At 65.4% G+C, this 14,473-nt stretch carries 15 protein-coding genes and 1 other RNA gene; 8 read left to right on the forward strand and 8 right to left on the reverse strand.

Annotated elements, in window-relative coordinates; genetic code table 11:
* Nucleotides 1-22: 22 nt before the first annotated feature.
* The gene (dnaK, locus tag C4S71_RS19235) at nt 23-1,954 is read right to left on the reverse strand and encodes a molecular chaperone DnaK (RefSeq protein WP_103970235.1); all 1,932 of its coding nucleotides are present in this window, start codon (nt 1,952-1,954) and stop codon (nt 23-25) included.
* 121 nt (nt 1,955-2,075) lie between these two features.
* Nucleotides 2,076-2,705: a nucleotide exchange factor GrpE gene (gene grpE, locus C4S71_RS19240; protein ID WP_103970236.1), complete on the reverse strand. Its 630-nt coding sequence runs from the start codon at nt 2,703-2,705 to the stop codon at nt 2,076-2,078.
* 233 nt (nt 2,706-2,938) lie between these two features.
* On the opposite strand from grpE, the gene recN reads away from it, so the two are divergent.
* Nucleotides 2,939-4,615 (forward strand): DNA repair protein RecN, encoded by a 1,677-nt coding sequence (recN, locus tag C4S71_RS19245; protein WP_103970237.1) that lies wholly within the window; start codon nt 2,939-2,941, stop codon nt 4,613-4,615.
* 112 nt (nt 4,616-4,727) lie between these two features.
* Here recN and fur read toward each other — a convergent pair whose 3' ends face one another.
* On the reverse strand, nt 4,728-5,174 hold the full coding sequence (gene fur, locus C4S71_RS19250; RefSeq protein ID WP_086510482.1) for a ferric iron uptake transcriptional regulator: 447 nt from the start codon (nt 5,172-5,174) through the stop codon (nt 4,728-4,730).
* 72 nt (nt 5,175-5,246) lie between these two features.
* Between fur and C4S71_RS19255 the strand changes: the two genes are divergently transcribed.
* A complete protein-coding gene (locus C4S71_RS19255; protein ID WP_103970238.1) occupies nt 5,247-5,732 on the forward strand; it encodes an outer membrane protein assembly factor BamE in 486 nt (161 codons plus the stop codon).
* A 12-nt stretch (nt 5,733-5,744) separates the two neighbouring features.
* On the opposite strand, the gene C4S71_RS19260 is transcribed toward C4S71_RS19255, so the two are convergent.
* Nucleotides 5,745-6,032, reverse strand: a complete 288-nt coding sequence (locus C4S71_RS19260) for an RnfH family protein (RefSeq protein ID WP_103970239.1) — start codon at nt 6,030-6,032, stop codon at nt 5,745-5,747.
* A 1-nt stretch (nt 6,033) separates the two neighbouring features.
* The gene (locus C4S71_RS19265) at nt 6,034-6,468 is read right to left on the reverse strand and encodes a type II toxin-antitoxin system RatA family toxin (RefSeq protein WP_086510485.1); all 435 of its coding nucleotides are present in this window, start codon (nt 6,466-6,468) and stop codon (nt 6,034-6,036) included.
* A gap of 127 nt (nt 6,469-6,595) precedes the next feature.
* Here C4S71_RS19265 and smpB point away from each other — a divergent pair, with 127 nt between their 5' ends.
* The gene (gene smpB / locus C4S71_RS19270) at nt 6,596-7,087 is read left to right on the forward strand and encodes an SsrA-binding protein SmpB (RefSeq protein ID WP_010625725.1); all 492 of its coding nucleotides are present in this window, start codon (nt 6,596-6,598) and stop codon (nt 7,085-7,087) included.
* Between the two features lie 123 nt (nt 7,088-7,210).
* Nucleotides 7,211-7,590, forward strand: a transfer-messenger RNA (tmRNA) gene (gene ssrA, locus C4S71_RS19275).
* 99 nt (nt 7,591-7,689) lie between these two features.
* Here the strand turns inward: ssrA and C4S71_RS19280 are convergent.
* Entirely contained in the window at nt 7,690-8,433 is a 744-nt protein-coding gene (locus C4S71_RS19280; RefSeq protein WP_234246634.1) for a Crp/Fnr family transcriptional regulator, read from the reverse strand.
* 317 nt (nt 8,434-8,750) lie between these two features.
* Here C4S71_RS19280 and C4S71_RS19285 point away from each other — a divergent pair, with 317 nt between their 5' ends.
* The 3 genes from C4S71_RS19285 (at nt 8,751) to C4S71_RS19295 (ending at nt 12,547) form a co-directional block, all read left to right on the forward strand.
* Entirely contained in the window at nt 8,751-9,950 is a 1,200-nt protein-coding gene (locus tag C4S71_RS19285) for a saccharopine dehydrogenase family protein (RefSeq protein WP_103970241.1), read from the forward strand.
* Nucleotides 9,947-11,098 carry a carboxynorspermidine decarboxylase gene (gene nspC / locus C4S71_RS19290; RefSeq protein ID WP_086511747.1) on the forward strand — a complete coding sequence of 384 codons (1,152 nt, stop codon included), beginning with the start codon at nt 9,947-9,949 and terminating at the stop codon, nt 11,096-11,098. The genes C4S71_RS19285 and nspC overlap by 4 nt, the downstream gene beginning before the upstream one ends.
* A 144-nt stretch (nt 11,099-11,242) precedes the next feature.
* Nucleotides 11,243-12,547, forward strand: coding sequence for an aspartate kinase (locus C4S71_RS19295; RefSeq protein WP_160113414.1), 1,305 nt, complete (start codon nt 11,243-11,245; stop codon nt 12,545-12,547).
* Between the two features lie 74 nt (nt 12,548-12,621).
* Here the strand turns inward: C4S71_RS19295 and C4S71_RS19300 are convergent, their stop codons facing one another.
* Complete coding sequence (locus C4S71_RS19300; RefSeq protein WP_086511745.1) at nt 12,622-12,867, reverse strand: hypothetical protein; 246 nt, start codon at nt 12,865-12,867, stop codon at nt 12,622-12,624.
* Nucleotides 12,868-13,027: 160 nt separating this feature from the next.
* Nucleotides 13,028-14,050, reverse strand: a complete 1,023-nt coding sequence (gene gap, locus C4S71_RS19305) for a type I glyceraldehyde-3-phosphate dehydrogenase (RefSeq protein ID WP_086511744.1) — start codon at nt 14,048-14,050, stop codon at nt 13,028-13,030.
* A gap of 306 nt (nt 14,051-14,356) precedes the next feature.
* On the opposite strand from gap, the gene C4S71_RS22805 reads away from it, so the two are divergent.
* A partial coding sequence (locus C4S71_RS22805) for a pyruvate kinase (protein WP_235014636.1) occupies nt 14,357-14,473 on the forward strand: 117 nt, incomplete at its 3' end.

The raw sequence follows: 14,473 nt of genomic DNA on the forward strand, positions 1-14,473 counted from the left end.
GTCCGTGGCATCGCCGTGGCGATTACTGCTTCTTCTGGTCGTCGTTGACTTCTTCGTATTCGGCGTCGACCACGTCGTCTTCCTGCTTGGCGCCGGCCTCCTGGCCCTCGCCACCGGCCTGCTGGGCAGCCTCGGCCTGGGCGGCGTACATCTTCTGCGCCAGGTTACCGGAGAGCTCGGTCAGCTTGTCCAGCTTGGCCTGGATGTCGTCCTTGTCGTCGCCCTTGAGCGCTTCCTCGAGTTCGGTGGCGGCCGCCTCGATGGCCTGCTTCTCCTCGTCGGTGCCATGCTCGCCGGCTTCCTGCACGGTCTTGCGCGCGGCGTGGACCATGCCGTCGGCCTGGTTGCGCAGGGCCACCAGCTCCTCGAACTTCTTGTCCTCGTCGGCGTGAGCCTCGGCGTCGCGCACCATCTGCTCGATCTCTTCATCGGTCAGGCCGCTGGAGGCCTTGATGACGATCGACTGCTCCTTGCCGGTGGCCTTGTCCTTGGCGGAGACGTTGAGGATGCCGTTGGCGTCGAGGTCGAAGGCCACCTCGATCTGCGGCACGCCGCGCGGCGCCGGCGGAATGTCGGCCAGGTCGAAGCGACCCAGCGACTTGTTCTGGCCAGCCTGCTTGCGCTCGCCCTGGAGCACGTGAATGGTCACGGCGGTCTGGTTGTCATCCGCGGTCGAGAAGGTCTGGGTCTTCTTGGTCGGGATGGTGGTGTTCTTCTCGATCAGCGGCGTCATCACGCCGCCCAGGGTCTCGATACCCAGGGTCAGCGGGGTGACGTCGAGCAGCAGCACGTCCTTGACGTCGCCGCCCAGCACGCCGCCCTGGATCGCCGCACCCACGGCCACGGCCTCATCGGGGTTGACGTCCTTGCGCGCTTCCTTGCCGAAGAAGTCGGCGACCTTCTTCTGCACCAGCGGCATGCGGGTCTGACCGCCGACCAGGATCACGTCGTCGATCTCGGAAGCGGACAGGCCGGCGTCGGACAGCGCGGTCTTGCACGGCCCCAGCGAGCGCTGCACCAGCTCCTCCACCAGCGACTCCAGCTTGGCCCGGGTCACCTTGACGTTGAGGTGCTTGGGCCCGGTGTTGTCGGCGGTGATGTAGGGCAGGTTGACGTCGGTCTGCTGGGCGCTGGAAAGCTCGATCTTGGCCTTCTCGGCGGCTTCCTTGAGGCGCTGCATGGCCAGGTTGTCGCCGGACAGGTCGATGCCGCTGTCGGCCTTGAACTGATCGACCAGGTAGTTGATCAGTGCCATGTCGAAGTCTTCACCGCCGAGGAAGGTGTCGCCGTTGGTGGCCAGCACCTCGAACTGGGTCTCGCCGTCGACATCGGCCACCTCGATGATGGAGATGTCGAAGGTACCGCCGCCCAGGTCGTACACGGCAATGGTCTTGTCGCCGCGCGCCTTGTCCATGCCGTAGGCCAACGCCGCCGCGGTGGGCTCGTTGATGATGCGCTTGACCTCGAGACCGGCAATACGACCGGCGTCCTTGGTGGCCTGACGCTGGCTGTCGTTGAAGTAGGCCGGTACGGTGATCACCGCCTCGGTAACGGTCTCGCCCAGGTAGTCCTCGGCGGTCTTCTTCATCTTCTTCAGCACTTCGGCGCTGACCTGCGGCGGTGCCAGCTTCTTGCCCTTCACTTCCACCCAGGCGTCGCCGTTGTCGGCCTCGACGATGCCGTAGGGCACCATCTTGATGTCCTTCTGCACCACGTCGTCCTTGAAGCGACGACCGATCAGGCGCTTGATGGCGTACAGGGTGTTCTGCGGGTTGGTCACCGCCTGGCGCTTGGCCGACTGCCCCACCAGAATCTCGCCATCATCGGTATAGGCGATGATGGAGGGCGTGGTGCGGGCACCTTCGGCGTTCTCGATCACCTTGGCGCTGTCGCCGTCGAGCACGGCCACACAGGAGTTGGTGGTCCCCAGGTCAATACCGATGATGCGTCCCATAGGAAATCCTCGAAAATTCGTTTGCCTTGAATCCATCGCTGCGGCAGCTGCCGCGGTTGACGTCTATCTGGGGGCGTCGGGTGGCTTTTCAAGCCCCGCCCCCGTTTTCATTCGTGAGGCCTCAGCCGGCGGCCTGACTGACCACTACCATGGCCGGGCGCACCAGGCGCCCGTTGAGCAGGTAGCCCTTCTGGATCACTTCCATCACGCTGTTGGGCTCGAGCTCGGGGTTCGGCACCATGGCCATCGCTTCGTGGAACTGCGGGTCGAACGGCTCGCCGGCCGGCTCGACCGTTTCAACGCCGAACTTGGCCAGCACGTCGTGCTGCATCTTCAGCGTCATGGCCACGCCTTCGCGATGGGCGTCGCTGGCGTCCTCGCCCATGGCGTCCAGCGCCTTCTCGAGGCTGTCGACCACCGGCAGCAGCTCCTTGACGAAGCGCTCCAGGGCAAACTTGCGCGCCTTCTCGGCCTCCTGCTCGGCGCGGCGGCGCACGTTCTGCGCTTCGGCGGCGGCACGCAGCGCCTGGTCCTTGGCCTCCGCCAGGCTCTGCTCCAGTTCCTCCACCTGGGCCGCCAGCATGTCGGCCTCGGGGTTGTCGCTCACCTCCGTCGGTTCCTCGGGCGCCGCGGCGTCGTCCTCCACGAGGCCGGCCGCCTCGTCCAGCTCGCCTTCCAGCGGCTCCGGCCGGGCCTCTTCCTCGCGCCGCGCCAGCTCGTCGTCAAGCGGGGTCTGGGGTTCTTTAGCCATGCGCATCTCCTGAAGCAACACCGGCCCAGCGAGGCCGGAAAGATTTCGAATCGGCGAATGCCTTGAAGGTCTGCCGCCTATATGGGGGTCCTCGCCGCAAACTCAAGTGATCGGACATCAACGAGGGCGACTGTTTCGCGCATGTGTTGTGAGCGAACCTCGACTACTGTATAAAAACGCAATAACGTGTATGGATATCCAGCTCACCAGGATACCGGCCGCCGGGAGGTCCCATGCTGACTCAGCTTGCCATTCGCGATTACGCCATCGTCGATACGCTCGATCTGGAGCTTGCCGGCGGCATGACCGCCATCACCGGCGAGACCGGTGCCGGCAAGTCGATCCTGCTCGGCGCCCTGGGGCTGTGCCTGGGTGAGCGCAGCGACGCCGCCAGCGTGCGCCATGGCTGCGAGCGTGCCGATCTCTCGGCGCGTTTCGACATCGCCGCGCTGCCCGCCGCCCGCGCCTGGCTCACGGAGCGCGAGCTGCCCGCTGACGACTGCCTGCTGCGCCGGGTAGTGACCGCGAGCGGTCGCTCCAAGGCGTGGATCAACGGCCAGCCGGCCACCGTGGCCGATCTCAAGGCGCTGGGCGAGCACCTGGTCGAGATCCACGGCCAGCACGCCCACCAACTGCTGCTGCGCGAGGAGACCCACCTGCGCCTGCTCGACGACTTCGCCGGCAACCGCGCCGCGGTGAACGCACTCAGCGAGACGTTCCGCCGCTGGCAGGCGACCCGCAAACGCCTCAAGCAGCTGAGCGAGAGCGGCGACGAGGTACAGGCGCGCCGCCAGCTGCTGCGCTATCAGGTCGAGGAGCTCGACCTGCTGGCGCTGGGCGACGAGGAGCTCGCCACCCTGGAGCACGAACAGGAGCAGCTCGCCCACGCCGAGGAGACGCTGCGCGAGGCACAGCACGCCGCCGAATGCTGCGACAACGACGAAGGCGGCGTAATGACCCTGCTCAACCAGGCGATGCATCGGCTCGATCCGCTACCGGGCAGCGACCGCGGCGCACTGGCCGAGATCCTCGCCATGCTGGGCGAGGCGCGCATCCAGGTCGAGGAAGCGGTGCGCGAGCTGCATCGCTTCGCCGATGCCACCGAGCTGGACCCGGAGCGCCTGGCCTGGGTCGAGTCGCGCCTGGGCGAGGTGCATCGCATCGCCCGCAAGCACCACGTCATGCCCGAGGAGCTGCCCGCCCTGCACCGCCGGCTGCAGGCCGAGCTGGACGGCCTGGAGGGCGGCGAACACGATCTCGAGGCGCTGCGCGCCGAGGTCGAGAGCCTGCGCGACAGCTGGCGCGAGCAGGCACGAAGCGTTGGCGAGTCCCGCCAGCAGGCGGCGGCCAGGTTCGGCAAGGCGGTGCAGGAGCAGCTCGCCTTCCTGGCCATGGGCAAGGCACGCTTCGAGGTGGAAGTCTCGCCGCGCCAGAGCCCGCAGGTCGACGGCATGGAGGAAGTGCGCTTTCTGATCAGTGCCAACCCCGGCCAGCCGCCACGCCCGCTGGCCAAGGTCGCCTCGGGCGGCGAATTGTCGCGCATCAGCCTGGCGATCCAGGTGGTCGCCGCACGCCACTCGACCATCCCCAGCCTGGTGTTCGACGAGGTCGACGTGGGCATCTCCGGTGCCACCGCCGAGATCGTCGGCCAGCTGCTGCGCCGCCTGGGCGAGCAGGGCCAGGTGATGACCGTGACTCACCTGCCCCAGGTGGCGGCGCAGGCGCACCACCATCTGCACATCGAGAAGCAGGCCAAGCGCGACACCACCCTGACCCGCATGGCGCTGCTCGACGAGGCCGGCCGGGTCAGCGAACTGGCGCGCATGCTGGGCGGGGTCAACCTCTCCGATCGCACCCTGGCCCACGCGCGCGAGATGCTGGATGCCAGCCAGCAGGGCGCCGCCCACTAGCCGGACGCTCGGGCAGCCCTCAGCCCATACGCCAGCGGCCCCGGTCAATGCTGACCGGGGCCGCTGTCATGATCGTGCCAGCCGAGCTGTTTCGAGCGCCTGCTTCGTCGGGCTATTTGCGCGGCAGGCCGTCCTGGCGCGTGGCGTTGGAGCCACGCGGGCGCACGTAGAGCACCAGTGCGTGATCGACCAGCTCGAAGCCGTGCTCCTCGGCGATCTCCTGCTGACGCCGCTCGATGGTCTCGTCGAAGAATTCGATGATCTCGCCGCTGTCGAGGCACACCATGTGGTCGTGATGCTCCTCCTGGGAGATCTCGAACACGGCATGACCGCCGTCGAAGTTGTGGCGAATCACCAGGCCTGCCGACTCGAACTGGGTCAGCACGCGATAAACGGTCGCCAGACCGACGTCCTCTCCGGCTTCCAGCAGAGTCTTGTAGACATCCTCGGCGCTCAGGTGATGCTGACCCGTGGCATTCTCGAGGATCTGCAGGATCTTGACTCGGGGCAAGGTGACCTTCAGGCCTGCCTTGCGCAGTTCATGGTTCTGGTCGGCCATGTTCGCTCTTCGCAGTATCAGGTAGGGTCGGGTATGATCGACCGAATCCACGATAGTGAAGAACGGACACAAATGCAAAAGCTGATCAAAACCCTCCCTCTCGTCATCGCCCTGACCGTGGTCGGCGGCTGCGTTTACAAGCGGGATCTGCCCCAGGGCAACTACATCACCGAAGGTATGGTGCAACAGCTCCAGCCCGGCATGAGCCGCGCCCAGGTCGTCGACGTGATGGGCCGCCCGCTGCTGGAAGCGCCTTTCAATGCCAACCAGTGGGACTACGTGTTCCGCCTCGACGAGGCGTACGGCGGCGTACAGCAGCGCCGGGTCACGCTGACCTTCGACGGCGAGCGGCTGGTCAACGTGCAGCGTGAAGGCGACTTCTCCGAGGATATCGAGCTGCGGCCGCAAAACGGTGTCGGCCCGGCCATCGAAGGCGCCGACCCCATGGGCGAACTGCCGGCCACCCAGCCGGAAGCCGCTCCCGAGGCCGCGCCTGACGCCGGCGGCACCCTGCCCCGGGGCGGCGAGCCGGCGACGACCGAACCGCTGGCACAGTAACGCGCGGCCGGGTCAGCGCCCGGCGCGCCGGAGCCGCGCCTCCTTGGGGTCGATCTCGAGGGGGCGATAGACCTCGACCCGGTCGCCGGCACGCAGGCGGTGGGTGTCGGGGTTGCGCAGCAGCTGGCCGAAGATGCCCAGATCCGCCTCGGCAAAGTGCGCCGCCGATAGTTCCGGGAAGTGCTTCTCCAGCTCGGCCAGGGCAACGGCCTGGCGCGCCGTGGTGCCCGCGGGCACCTCCAGCGCCACGATGCGCTGCCGCTCGGGCAGCGCGAAGGCGACCTCTACCTGAAGCCCCACCTCAGCGCCCGTACAGCTCGTCGGCGCGCCGGGTGAAGGCGTCCACCAGTTGTCCGGCAACCTGCTGGAACAGCTTGCCGAAGGCCATGCCCAGCAGCCGGTTGGCGAACTCGAACTCCAGTTCCAGGCATACCTTGCAGGCACCCTCGCCCATCGGCAGGAACAGCCAGCGCCCTCGCAGCCGCTTGAAGGGGCCGCTGACCAGCGACATCTCGATACGTTCGGGCTCGATCAGGTCGTTGCGCGTGGTGAAGCTCTGCTCGATACCCGCCCGCCCCAGGGTCATCTCACCGATCAGGTGCGACTCGTCGCGCTCGAGCAGCCGCGCCCGCCGACAGCCGGGCAGGAATTCCGGATAGCGCTCGAAGTCGTTGACCAGTTCGAACATGTCCTGAGGGGTGTGCCGCACCAGGGCGGACCGATTGACCATTGGCATTGAGCTCTCCGCTGACTTCACAGTGCCCAGGGCGTATCATGAGCGGTTATTTCATGCCTTGAATGGTAACACGCTTCCCCTCATATCGAAGGAAGGGTGCCATCAGCAGAACGTGACAAGAGGTTCCATGGCCGACAAGAAAGGCAAGGGCAAGGGCCCTGGCGGCGGCGTCATCGCCCAGAACAAGAAAGCTCGCTTCGAGTATCACATCGACGAGACCTTCGAGGCCGGCCTGGTGCTGGCCGGCTGGGAGGTGAAGAGCCTGCGTGCCGGCAAGGCCCAGCTCACCGACACCTACATCCTGATAAAGGATGGCGAGGCCTGGCTGCTGGGTAGCCACATCACCCCGCTCAACACCGCCAGCACCCACGAGATCGCCGATCCGTCCCGCACCCGCAAATTGCTGCTGCACCGCAAGGAGATCGCCAAGATCTTCTCGCGCTCCCAGGAGAAGGGCCACACCTGCGTGCCGCTCAAGCTCTACTGGAAAGGCAACAAGGTGAAGTGCGAGCTGGCCCTGGTGACGGGCAAGAAGCTGCACGACAAGCGCGCCACCGAGAAGGACCGCGACTGGCAGCGGCAGAAGGGCCGCATCATGCGGGAACATACCAAGGCCTGAGACGTCATAGCGTAGGAGATGTCGGCTGGCTCCCTGAAAACGGCAAGAATCGGGGAAACGAGGGAACCAGCCCCGCCAACAGGTGTCATAGACGTACCCATGCTGCTAAGATGGGTCTGCTACGGGGGCGACATGGCTTCGACGCCGATGACAACCTCCTAGGTGCATGCCGAGAGCGTGATGTATCTCGTAAATCCAACATCACGACTAAATAGTCGCAAACGACGACAACTACGCTCAGGGCGCGCTGGCAGCTTAATAGCTGTTAGCTTCTAGTCCGGCCCCAAAGCGATGTGCCCATTCATCGCGGAGGGGATATGAGCCAAGACTGATGGGATCGCGGTTGGTGGTGTCCTCTCGCCAATCGCTAAACTTTAGAGGAATCGCGTAGCTGGATCCTGCCCGTTGGAGCCAGATGCGTTAAACCAAAAAACGGACCTAAGCATGTAGAGCCGAAGAGCGAGTGTCGGCGGACGCGGGTTCGATCCCCGCCGCCTCCACCAATCGAGTACGAAAAAAGCACCCTTGGGGTGCTTTTTTCGTTTCGGCACGTCAAGACTCACCGCGGCTCACGCGACCTGGTCGCCAATGGAAGCCTTGGGCTAATGAAAGCCGTGGAACGCGGAGGATAGCGTTTCGTCGATATAGGTGTCGTTGAACTCGACCAGCCGCGCCAGCGCCTGCGGGTCGGGCAGCACCACGTGCTGGCGGTCGCGCACCACCAGGCCTTCGTCGCGCAGCATGGAGAAGGTGCGGCTCACGTGCACCGCGCTCAATCCCAGCGCATCGCCGATCTGCTCCTGGGAGAGCGGCATCAGGAAGCCGTTTTCCGCCACCGCCCCGATCCGCTTCAGGCGCAGATAGAGTTCGTAGAGGAAGTGCGCCAGCCTCTCGTGGGCCGCGTAGCGACCGAGATAGACCAGCCTCTCGGTGAGCATCGCCTGCTGACGCACCACCGTGGCGATGATACCCGCCGCCAGCGCCGGCGAGCGCCCGATGAGCTCGAACAGTTGCTGATGCGTGAACGGGCTGATCACGCCGTCGTTGATCATCGCGACACCCGCCAGCCGCCGCGCAAAGCCGAAATCCCGCATGCCGATGATGTCACCGGGCAGGTAGACCTTGAGAATCTGCATCGAGCCGTTGCCCAGGTTGCGGTAGGAGTAGGCCCACCCCTCCTTGACCACGCAGAACAGGTCCACGTCAGCGCTCTCCTGCCACAGCACCTCGCCGGCAGCGGCTCGTCTAGGATTGAGCTCCAGGTCCAGCAGCAGGGTCTTGTCTTCTGCCGTCAAAGCGCCGTGTCTGCCCAAGCCCTGCATCACTATACTGTCCAGTAGGGTCACGCTCTGCCTCTCCGGCTTATGGTTGATTCTGCGCAATACTAAAACACAAGCTTATATAGAGATTCATAACGCAGGTTATAGACGAGAAATAATGCCAAAACGGCCCGCCGTTCTCGGGCTCCGAGCGGTGCCACCCCCTCCTTTGGTCTAAGTCATCACGACAAAATCACTTGCCCCCGGCTGCGCTGGGGGCCATTATCTGCGCGCAAGCGACGAGCGAGACCGGGGTGGCATCGGGCACGGGCATGCGAGATGGCCGAAACTCCGATAAGACCCTACGCTTTCATACACATCCCCGATCTGGATTCGAGAGGCCCATGAGCAAAGTCCTGATTATCGGCGCCGGTGGCGTCGGAGGCGTCGTCACCCACAAGTGTGCCCAGCACCCCGAAGTGTTCAGCGAGATCTGCCTGGCCAGTCGCAACGAAGCGAAGTGCAAGGCCATCGCCGCTCAACTGGATCGCCCGATCCAGACCGCTCAGGTGGACGCCGACAGCGTCGACGATCTGGTGGCACTGATCGAGTCGTTCAAGCCGGACGTGCTGATCCACGTGGCCCTGCCCTATCAGGACCTGACCATCATGGAGGCGTGCCTGAAGACCGGCGTGCCCTACCTCGACACTGCCAACTACGAGCACCCGGACGAGGCCAAGTTCGAGTACAAGGAGCAGTGGGCCTTCCACGACCGCTACGTCAAGGCGGGCAACATGGCCACCCTGGGCTGCGGCTTCGACCCGGGCATGACCAACATCTACTGCGCCTACGCCCAGAAGAACCTGTTCGACGAGATCCACCGCATCGACATCCTCGATGCCAACGGCGGCGACCACGGCTACCCCTTCGCCACCAACTTCAACCCGGAGATTAACATTCGCGAGATCACCGCGAAGGGTCGCTACTGGGAGAAGGGCGAGTGGAAGGAGACCGACCCGCTGGCGGTGAAGCGCAAGTTCGACTTCGACGGCATCGGCGAGAAGGACATCTACCTGCTCTACCACGAGGAGCTCGAGTCGCTCAGCCAGAACATCAAGGGGCTTGAGCGCATTCGCTTCTGGATGACCTTCTCCGAGAAGTACATCACCCACCTCAAGGTGCTCGAGAACGTCGGCATGACCAGCATCGAGCCGATCGAAGTGGGCGGCGCCAGGATCGCCCCGCTGGAGTTCCTCAAGGCGGTGCTGCCCGACCCGGCCTCGCTGGGCCCGCGTACCAAGGGCAAGACCAACATCGGTATCATTGCCGACGGCATCAAGGACGGCAAGCGGCGCAAGGTGTACATCTACAACATCTGCGACCACGAGGCCTGCTATCGCGAGGTCAAGTCCCAGGCGATCTCCTACACCACCGGCGTGCCGGCGGTGACCGGCGCCATGCTGATGCTGGAAGGCATCTGGAAGGGCGCTGGCGTGTTCAACGTCGAACAGCTCGACCCCGACCCCTTCATGGCACGCATCGGTGACATGGGCCTGCCGTGGCAGATGGTCGAACTCGATCCGGAACACGACCCGCTGGCATGACGAGTCTCGACTTCGACATCCACGCTTGTCCGTCGCCGGCCTACGTGGTCGACGACAAGCTGCTGCGCAAGAACCTGGAGCTGCTGCGGCAGGTCCAGGAAGCGAGCGGCGCAAGGATCCTGCTGGCACTGAAGGGCTTCGCCATGTGGGATACCTTCCCGCTGGTCAGCCAGTACCTGGTGGGCACCACCGCCAGCGGGCAGGACGAGGCGCGCCTGGGCGCGGAGACCTTCGGCGGCGAGGTGCATGTCTACTCGCCGGCCTTCACCCCCGAGGAGATGGCGGTGGTGCTGCAGTATGCCGACCACATCAGCTTCAACTCCCCGGGCCAGTGGCGCCGCTTCCGCGACAGCGTCGCGACGGCGCCGCGCCAGGTCTCCTGCGGCTTGCGGGTGAACCCCGAGCACTCCACCGGTGCGGTGCCGCTCTACGACCCCTGTGCGCCCGGCTCGCGGCTCGGCACGCGGGTGTCGGATCTCGCCGAGGGCGACCTGGCAGGCCTCGAGGGGCTGCACTTCCACACCCTGTGCGAGCAGAACAGCGACGCCCTGGAGGAGACCCTGGCGGCGTTCGAGGAGAAGTTCGGCCGCTACCTGACCGGGCTCCGCTGGGTCAACTTCGGCGGCGGCCACCACATCACCCGCGCCGACTACGACATCGAGCGGCTGGTACGGGTGGTGCGCGGCTTCCGTGAGCGTCATCCGCACCTCACCGTCTACCTGGAGCCCGGCGAGGCGATTGCGCTGAATACCGGCTACCTGGTGTGCTCGGTACTGGACATCGTCGAGAACGACGGCCCCAACCTCATCCTCGACACCTCGGCCACGGCGCACATGCCCGACGTGCTGGAGATGCCCTACCGGCCGCACATCATCGGCGCCGGCGAGCCGGGCGAGAAGCCCTTCACCTATCGCCTGGGCGGCACCACCTGCCTGGCCGGCGACGTGATCGGCCGCTACTCGTTCGACCAGCCGCTCGCCATCGGCGACCGCCTGGTGTTCACCGACATGGCCCACTACACCATGGTCAAGACCACCACCTTCAACGGCATTCGCCTGCCGTCGATCTGCCGGGTCGACGAGCGCAGCCGCGAGGTACGCACGGTGAAGACCTTCGGCTACGAGGACTACATGCAGCGGTTGAGTTGAGACACCGCTGCACGAAGAGAGCCCCTGCGGGGGCTTTTTCGTATCTGCACCGCCACTTGCACGGCGCGGCGGGTTCCCCTTTCACTGGCCGCCGTTATGACCCATGGTGTAGGGCACGACGTCACCAGACAGGGAGAGCCCGACATGACGACCGTATTCAAGTTCGGCGGCGCCTCGATCAAGGATGCCGATGCGATACGCCACCTGACCCCACTGCTCGAGCGGCATCGCGACCGCCCGCTGGTCGTGGTGGTCTCGGCCATGGGCAAGACCACCAACAAGCTGGAAGCGCTGCTGGCCGCCGCCCGCGGCGAGGGCGGGACGCAGGGCGACGAATACCGCCGCTGCTTCGAGGCCCTGCAGACCGAGCACCGCGAAGCGATCGAGGCGCTGTTCGGCGACGCCACCGACTCACCGCGCGAATGCGTCGACGCCCTGTTCGACGAACTCGACGCCCAGCATCGCCGGCATCGCGACAGCGACCATGCCAAGCACTACGACCAGACCGTGTGCTACGGCGAGCTGATCTCCACCACCATCGTCGCGGCCTGGCTCAACCACAACGACATCGCCACCGACTGGCACGACGCCCGCGAACTGGTGCGCACCGACGCCTGCTACCAGGCCGCCAACCTCGACTGGTCCACCACCGCCGAGACCGTACGCCAGCGCCTGGCGGGCAGCGACCGGGTGATCCTGACCCAGGGCTTCATCGGCGGCACCGCGGAGGGCGAGGCAACCACCCTGGGCCGCGAGGGCTCGGACTTCAGCGCGGCGATCTTCGCCCACTGCCTGGATGCCCGCGAGGTGGTGATCTGGAAAGACGTCACCGGGCTGTTCAACGCCGACCCACGGCGCTTCGACAACGCCGTACAGCTCGAGCGGATCTCCTACGCCGAGGCCACCGAGCTGGCCTGGCACGGCGCCAAGGTGATCCACCCCAAGACCCTGGGGCCGCTGCAGGAGAAGTCGATTCCGCTGACGGTGCGCTCCTTCGAGACGCCCGATGCCGAGCCCACGGTCATCGACGCCGAGCGGCGCTTCGACAGCGACGTGGCCAGCTGCATCCTGCGCGAAGCGCAGGTGTGGGTGGAGGTGAGACCGCGCGACTTCTCCTTCATGGACGAGCCGCGCCAGCACGACATTCTCGGCAGGCTGGTGAAGGCCGGCCTTCACGCCAACCTGGTCGACAGCGGCGCCATGCGCTTCGCCTTCTGCCTCGACGACAAGCCCGAGCGACTCGAGTCCCTCATCGAGTCCCTGCGTGGCGACTACGAGGTCGGCCGCGAGGACGCACTGATGCTGCTCACCGTGCGCCACCCCCGACCCGGTATGCTGGACACGCTCAGCGAGGGGCGCGAAGCGCTTGCCGAGCGCCGCAACGCCACCACCGCCCAGCGGCTGTTTCGCAGCCGTGAGTGCCCGGAGACCTGGCACATTCCCGAGTAAGGCAGGCACAGACACGAAAAGACCGCGCATGTCCGGATGCGCGGTCTATCGGTCGTCGCCTGACGGCAGCGAAATCAATTGCTGAGGTCGATATCGTCCTCGTCGGTGGCCGCCCCGGTCGCGGCACCCGCGCCGGCGCCGATCGCCGCCCCGGTGACCGGGCTTCCGCCAGTAGCGGCACCTGCCGCCGCCCCGGTGGCTGCGCCTACACCGGCGCCGCTGGCGGCACGCTCGCCGGTGCCGGTACCGCAGCCCGCCAAGCCCAGCATCAGCGATGCGGCAAAGACCACGAGAGCGCTACGCATTCCATAACGGCTCATGACTTACCTCCTGTTCCATGGATGTACCCCTTAACCGTAGTCAATGGTCCCGGTAAGAAGCCAAGCGAAACGGTGGGCAGTGAGGTATGCATGGGCAAGCGCCGGAGCGAATCTTCGCTCCGGCGCTCACGGCTCCGGCCATTCGGCCCGTATCGTCGCTTCAGGCCGCTTCGCGCTTGGCATCGCCCGCGGCGTGCATGGCCAGCGCCGTGTCGAGCATGCGGTTGGAGAAGCCCCATTCGTTGTCGTACCAGGCCATCACCTTGACCAGGCGACCGTTCACCCGGGTGTGGTTGGCGTCGAATGTCGAAGAGTTGGCGTCATGGTTGAAGTCGATCGACACCAGCGGCTGAGCGTTGACCGCCAGCACCGGCGAGGCCTCGGCGGCCTTGGCGAGGATCTCGTTGATCTCTTCCCTGGTGGTGTCGCGTCCGGCGGTGAACACCAGATCCACCAGCGAGACGTTGATCACCGGCACCCGCACCGCCAGGCCGTCGAACTTGCCCTTCAGCTCCGGCAGCACCAGCCCCACGGCGGCGGCGGCGCCGGTCTTGGTCGGGATCATCGAATGGGTGGCACTGCGCGCCCGGTAGGGGTCGCTGTGGTAGACGTCGGAGAGATTCTGATCGTTGGTGTAGGCGTGCACCGTGGTCATCAGGCCGTTCTCGATGCCCACCGTGTCGTTGAGCGCCTTGGCCACCGGCGCCAGGCAGTTGGTGGTGCAGGAGGCATTGGAGACCACCTTGTGCTCGGGCTTCAGCACATGCTCGTTGACCCCGAACACGATGGTGGCGTCGGCGTCCGGACTGGGCGCCGAGATGAGCACGCGCTTGGCGCCTGCCTCGAGGTGCTTGGCGGCGGCCTCGCGCTTGGTGAACAGGCCGGTGCACTCCATCACCAGGTCCACGCCCAGCGTCTTCCACGGCAGTGCGGCCGGATCGCGCTGGGAGAAGATGGCAATGCGGTCGCCGTCCACGCTGAGGCTCTCCTCGTCGTGCTCCACCTTGAACGGGAAGTGGCCGTGCACCGTGTCGTGGCGCAGCAGATGGGCGTTGAGCGCGGGATCGCCCAGGTCGTTGATGGCCACCACCTGGACCTGTTTGCGGTAGCCGTTCTCGTACAGAGCCCGCAGCACGTTGCGGCCGATGCGACCGAATCCGTTGATGGCAATCTTGAGCGTCATGGTGGGTGTCCTCCGTAAGCAGTCTTGTCGGTATGGAGTCGAGGCATAGGTGATAACTCCAAATGTGACGCAGCAGGGCGACAGACTCAAGATTTTTTTAGTAACTTTACAACATAAAGAACGATCTCCTCGTTCGCTATGGCACTGAAGAACCACACCGTTTTCGCTTTCTCGTTGGCGAAAACGACCTGGCAGTCGCCTTTGTCCGCCAAAGCAGAGCCTCTTTTCCCGCTGCTTTTTTGTAGTAATATTACCTTGTTAGCGTTACCGTATACGAACAATATGCCACCTCGCCGGAGGACCTCCATGTCGCCCCAGCCGCTACACACCCCCATCCGCCGCACCAAGATCGTCGCCACGCTGGGTCCGGCCAGCGACCGCGAGGGCGTGCTGGAAGCCATGATCCGCACCGGCGTCGACGTC

Origin of the sequence: Billgrantia desiderata, assembly GCF_900108215.1 — a bacterium.
In the GTDB taxonomy this organism is placed as follows: Bacteria; Pseudomonadota; Gammaproteobacteria; order Pseudomonadales; family Halomonadaceae; genus Halomonas; species Halomonas desiderata.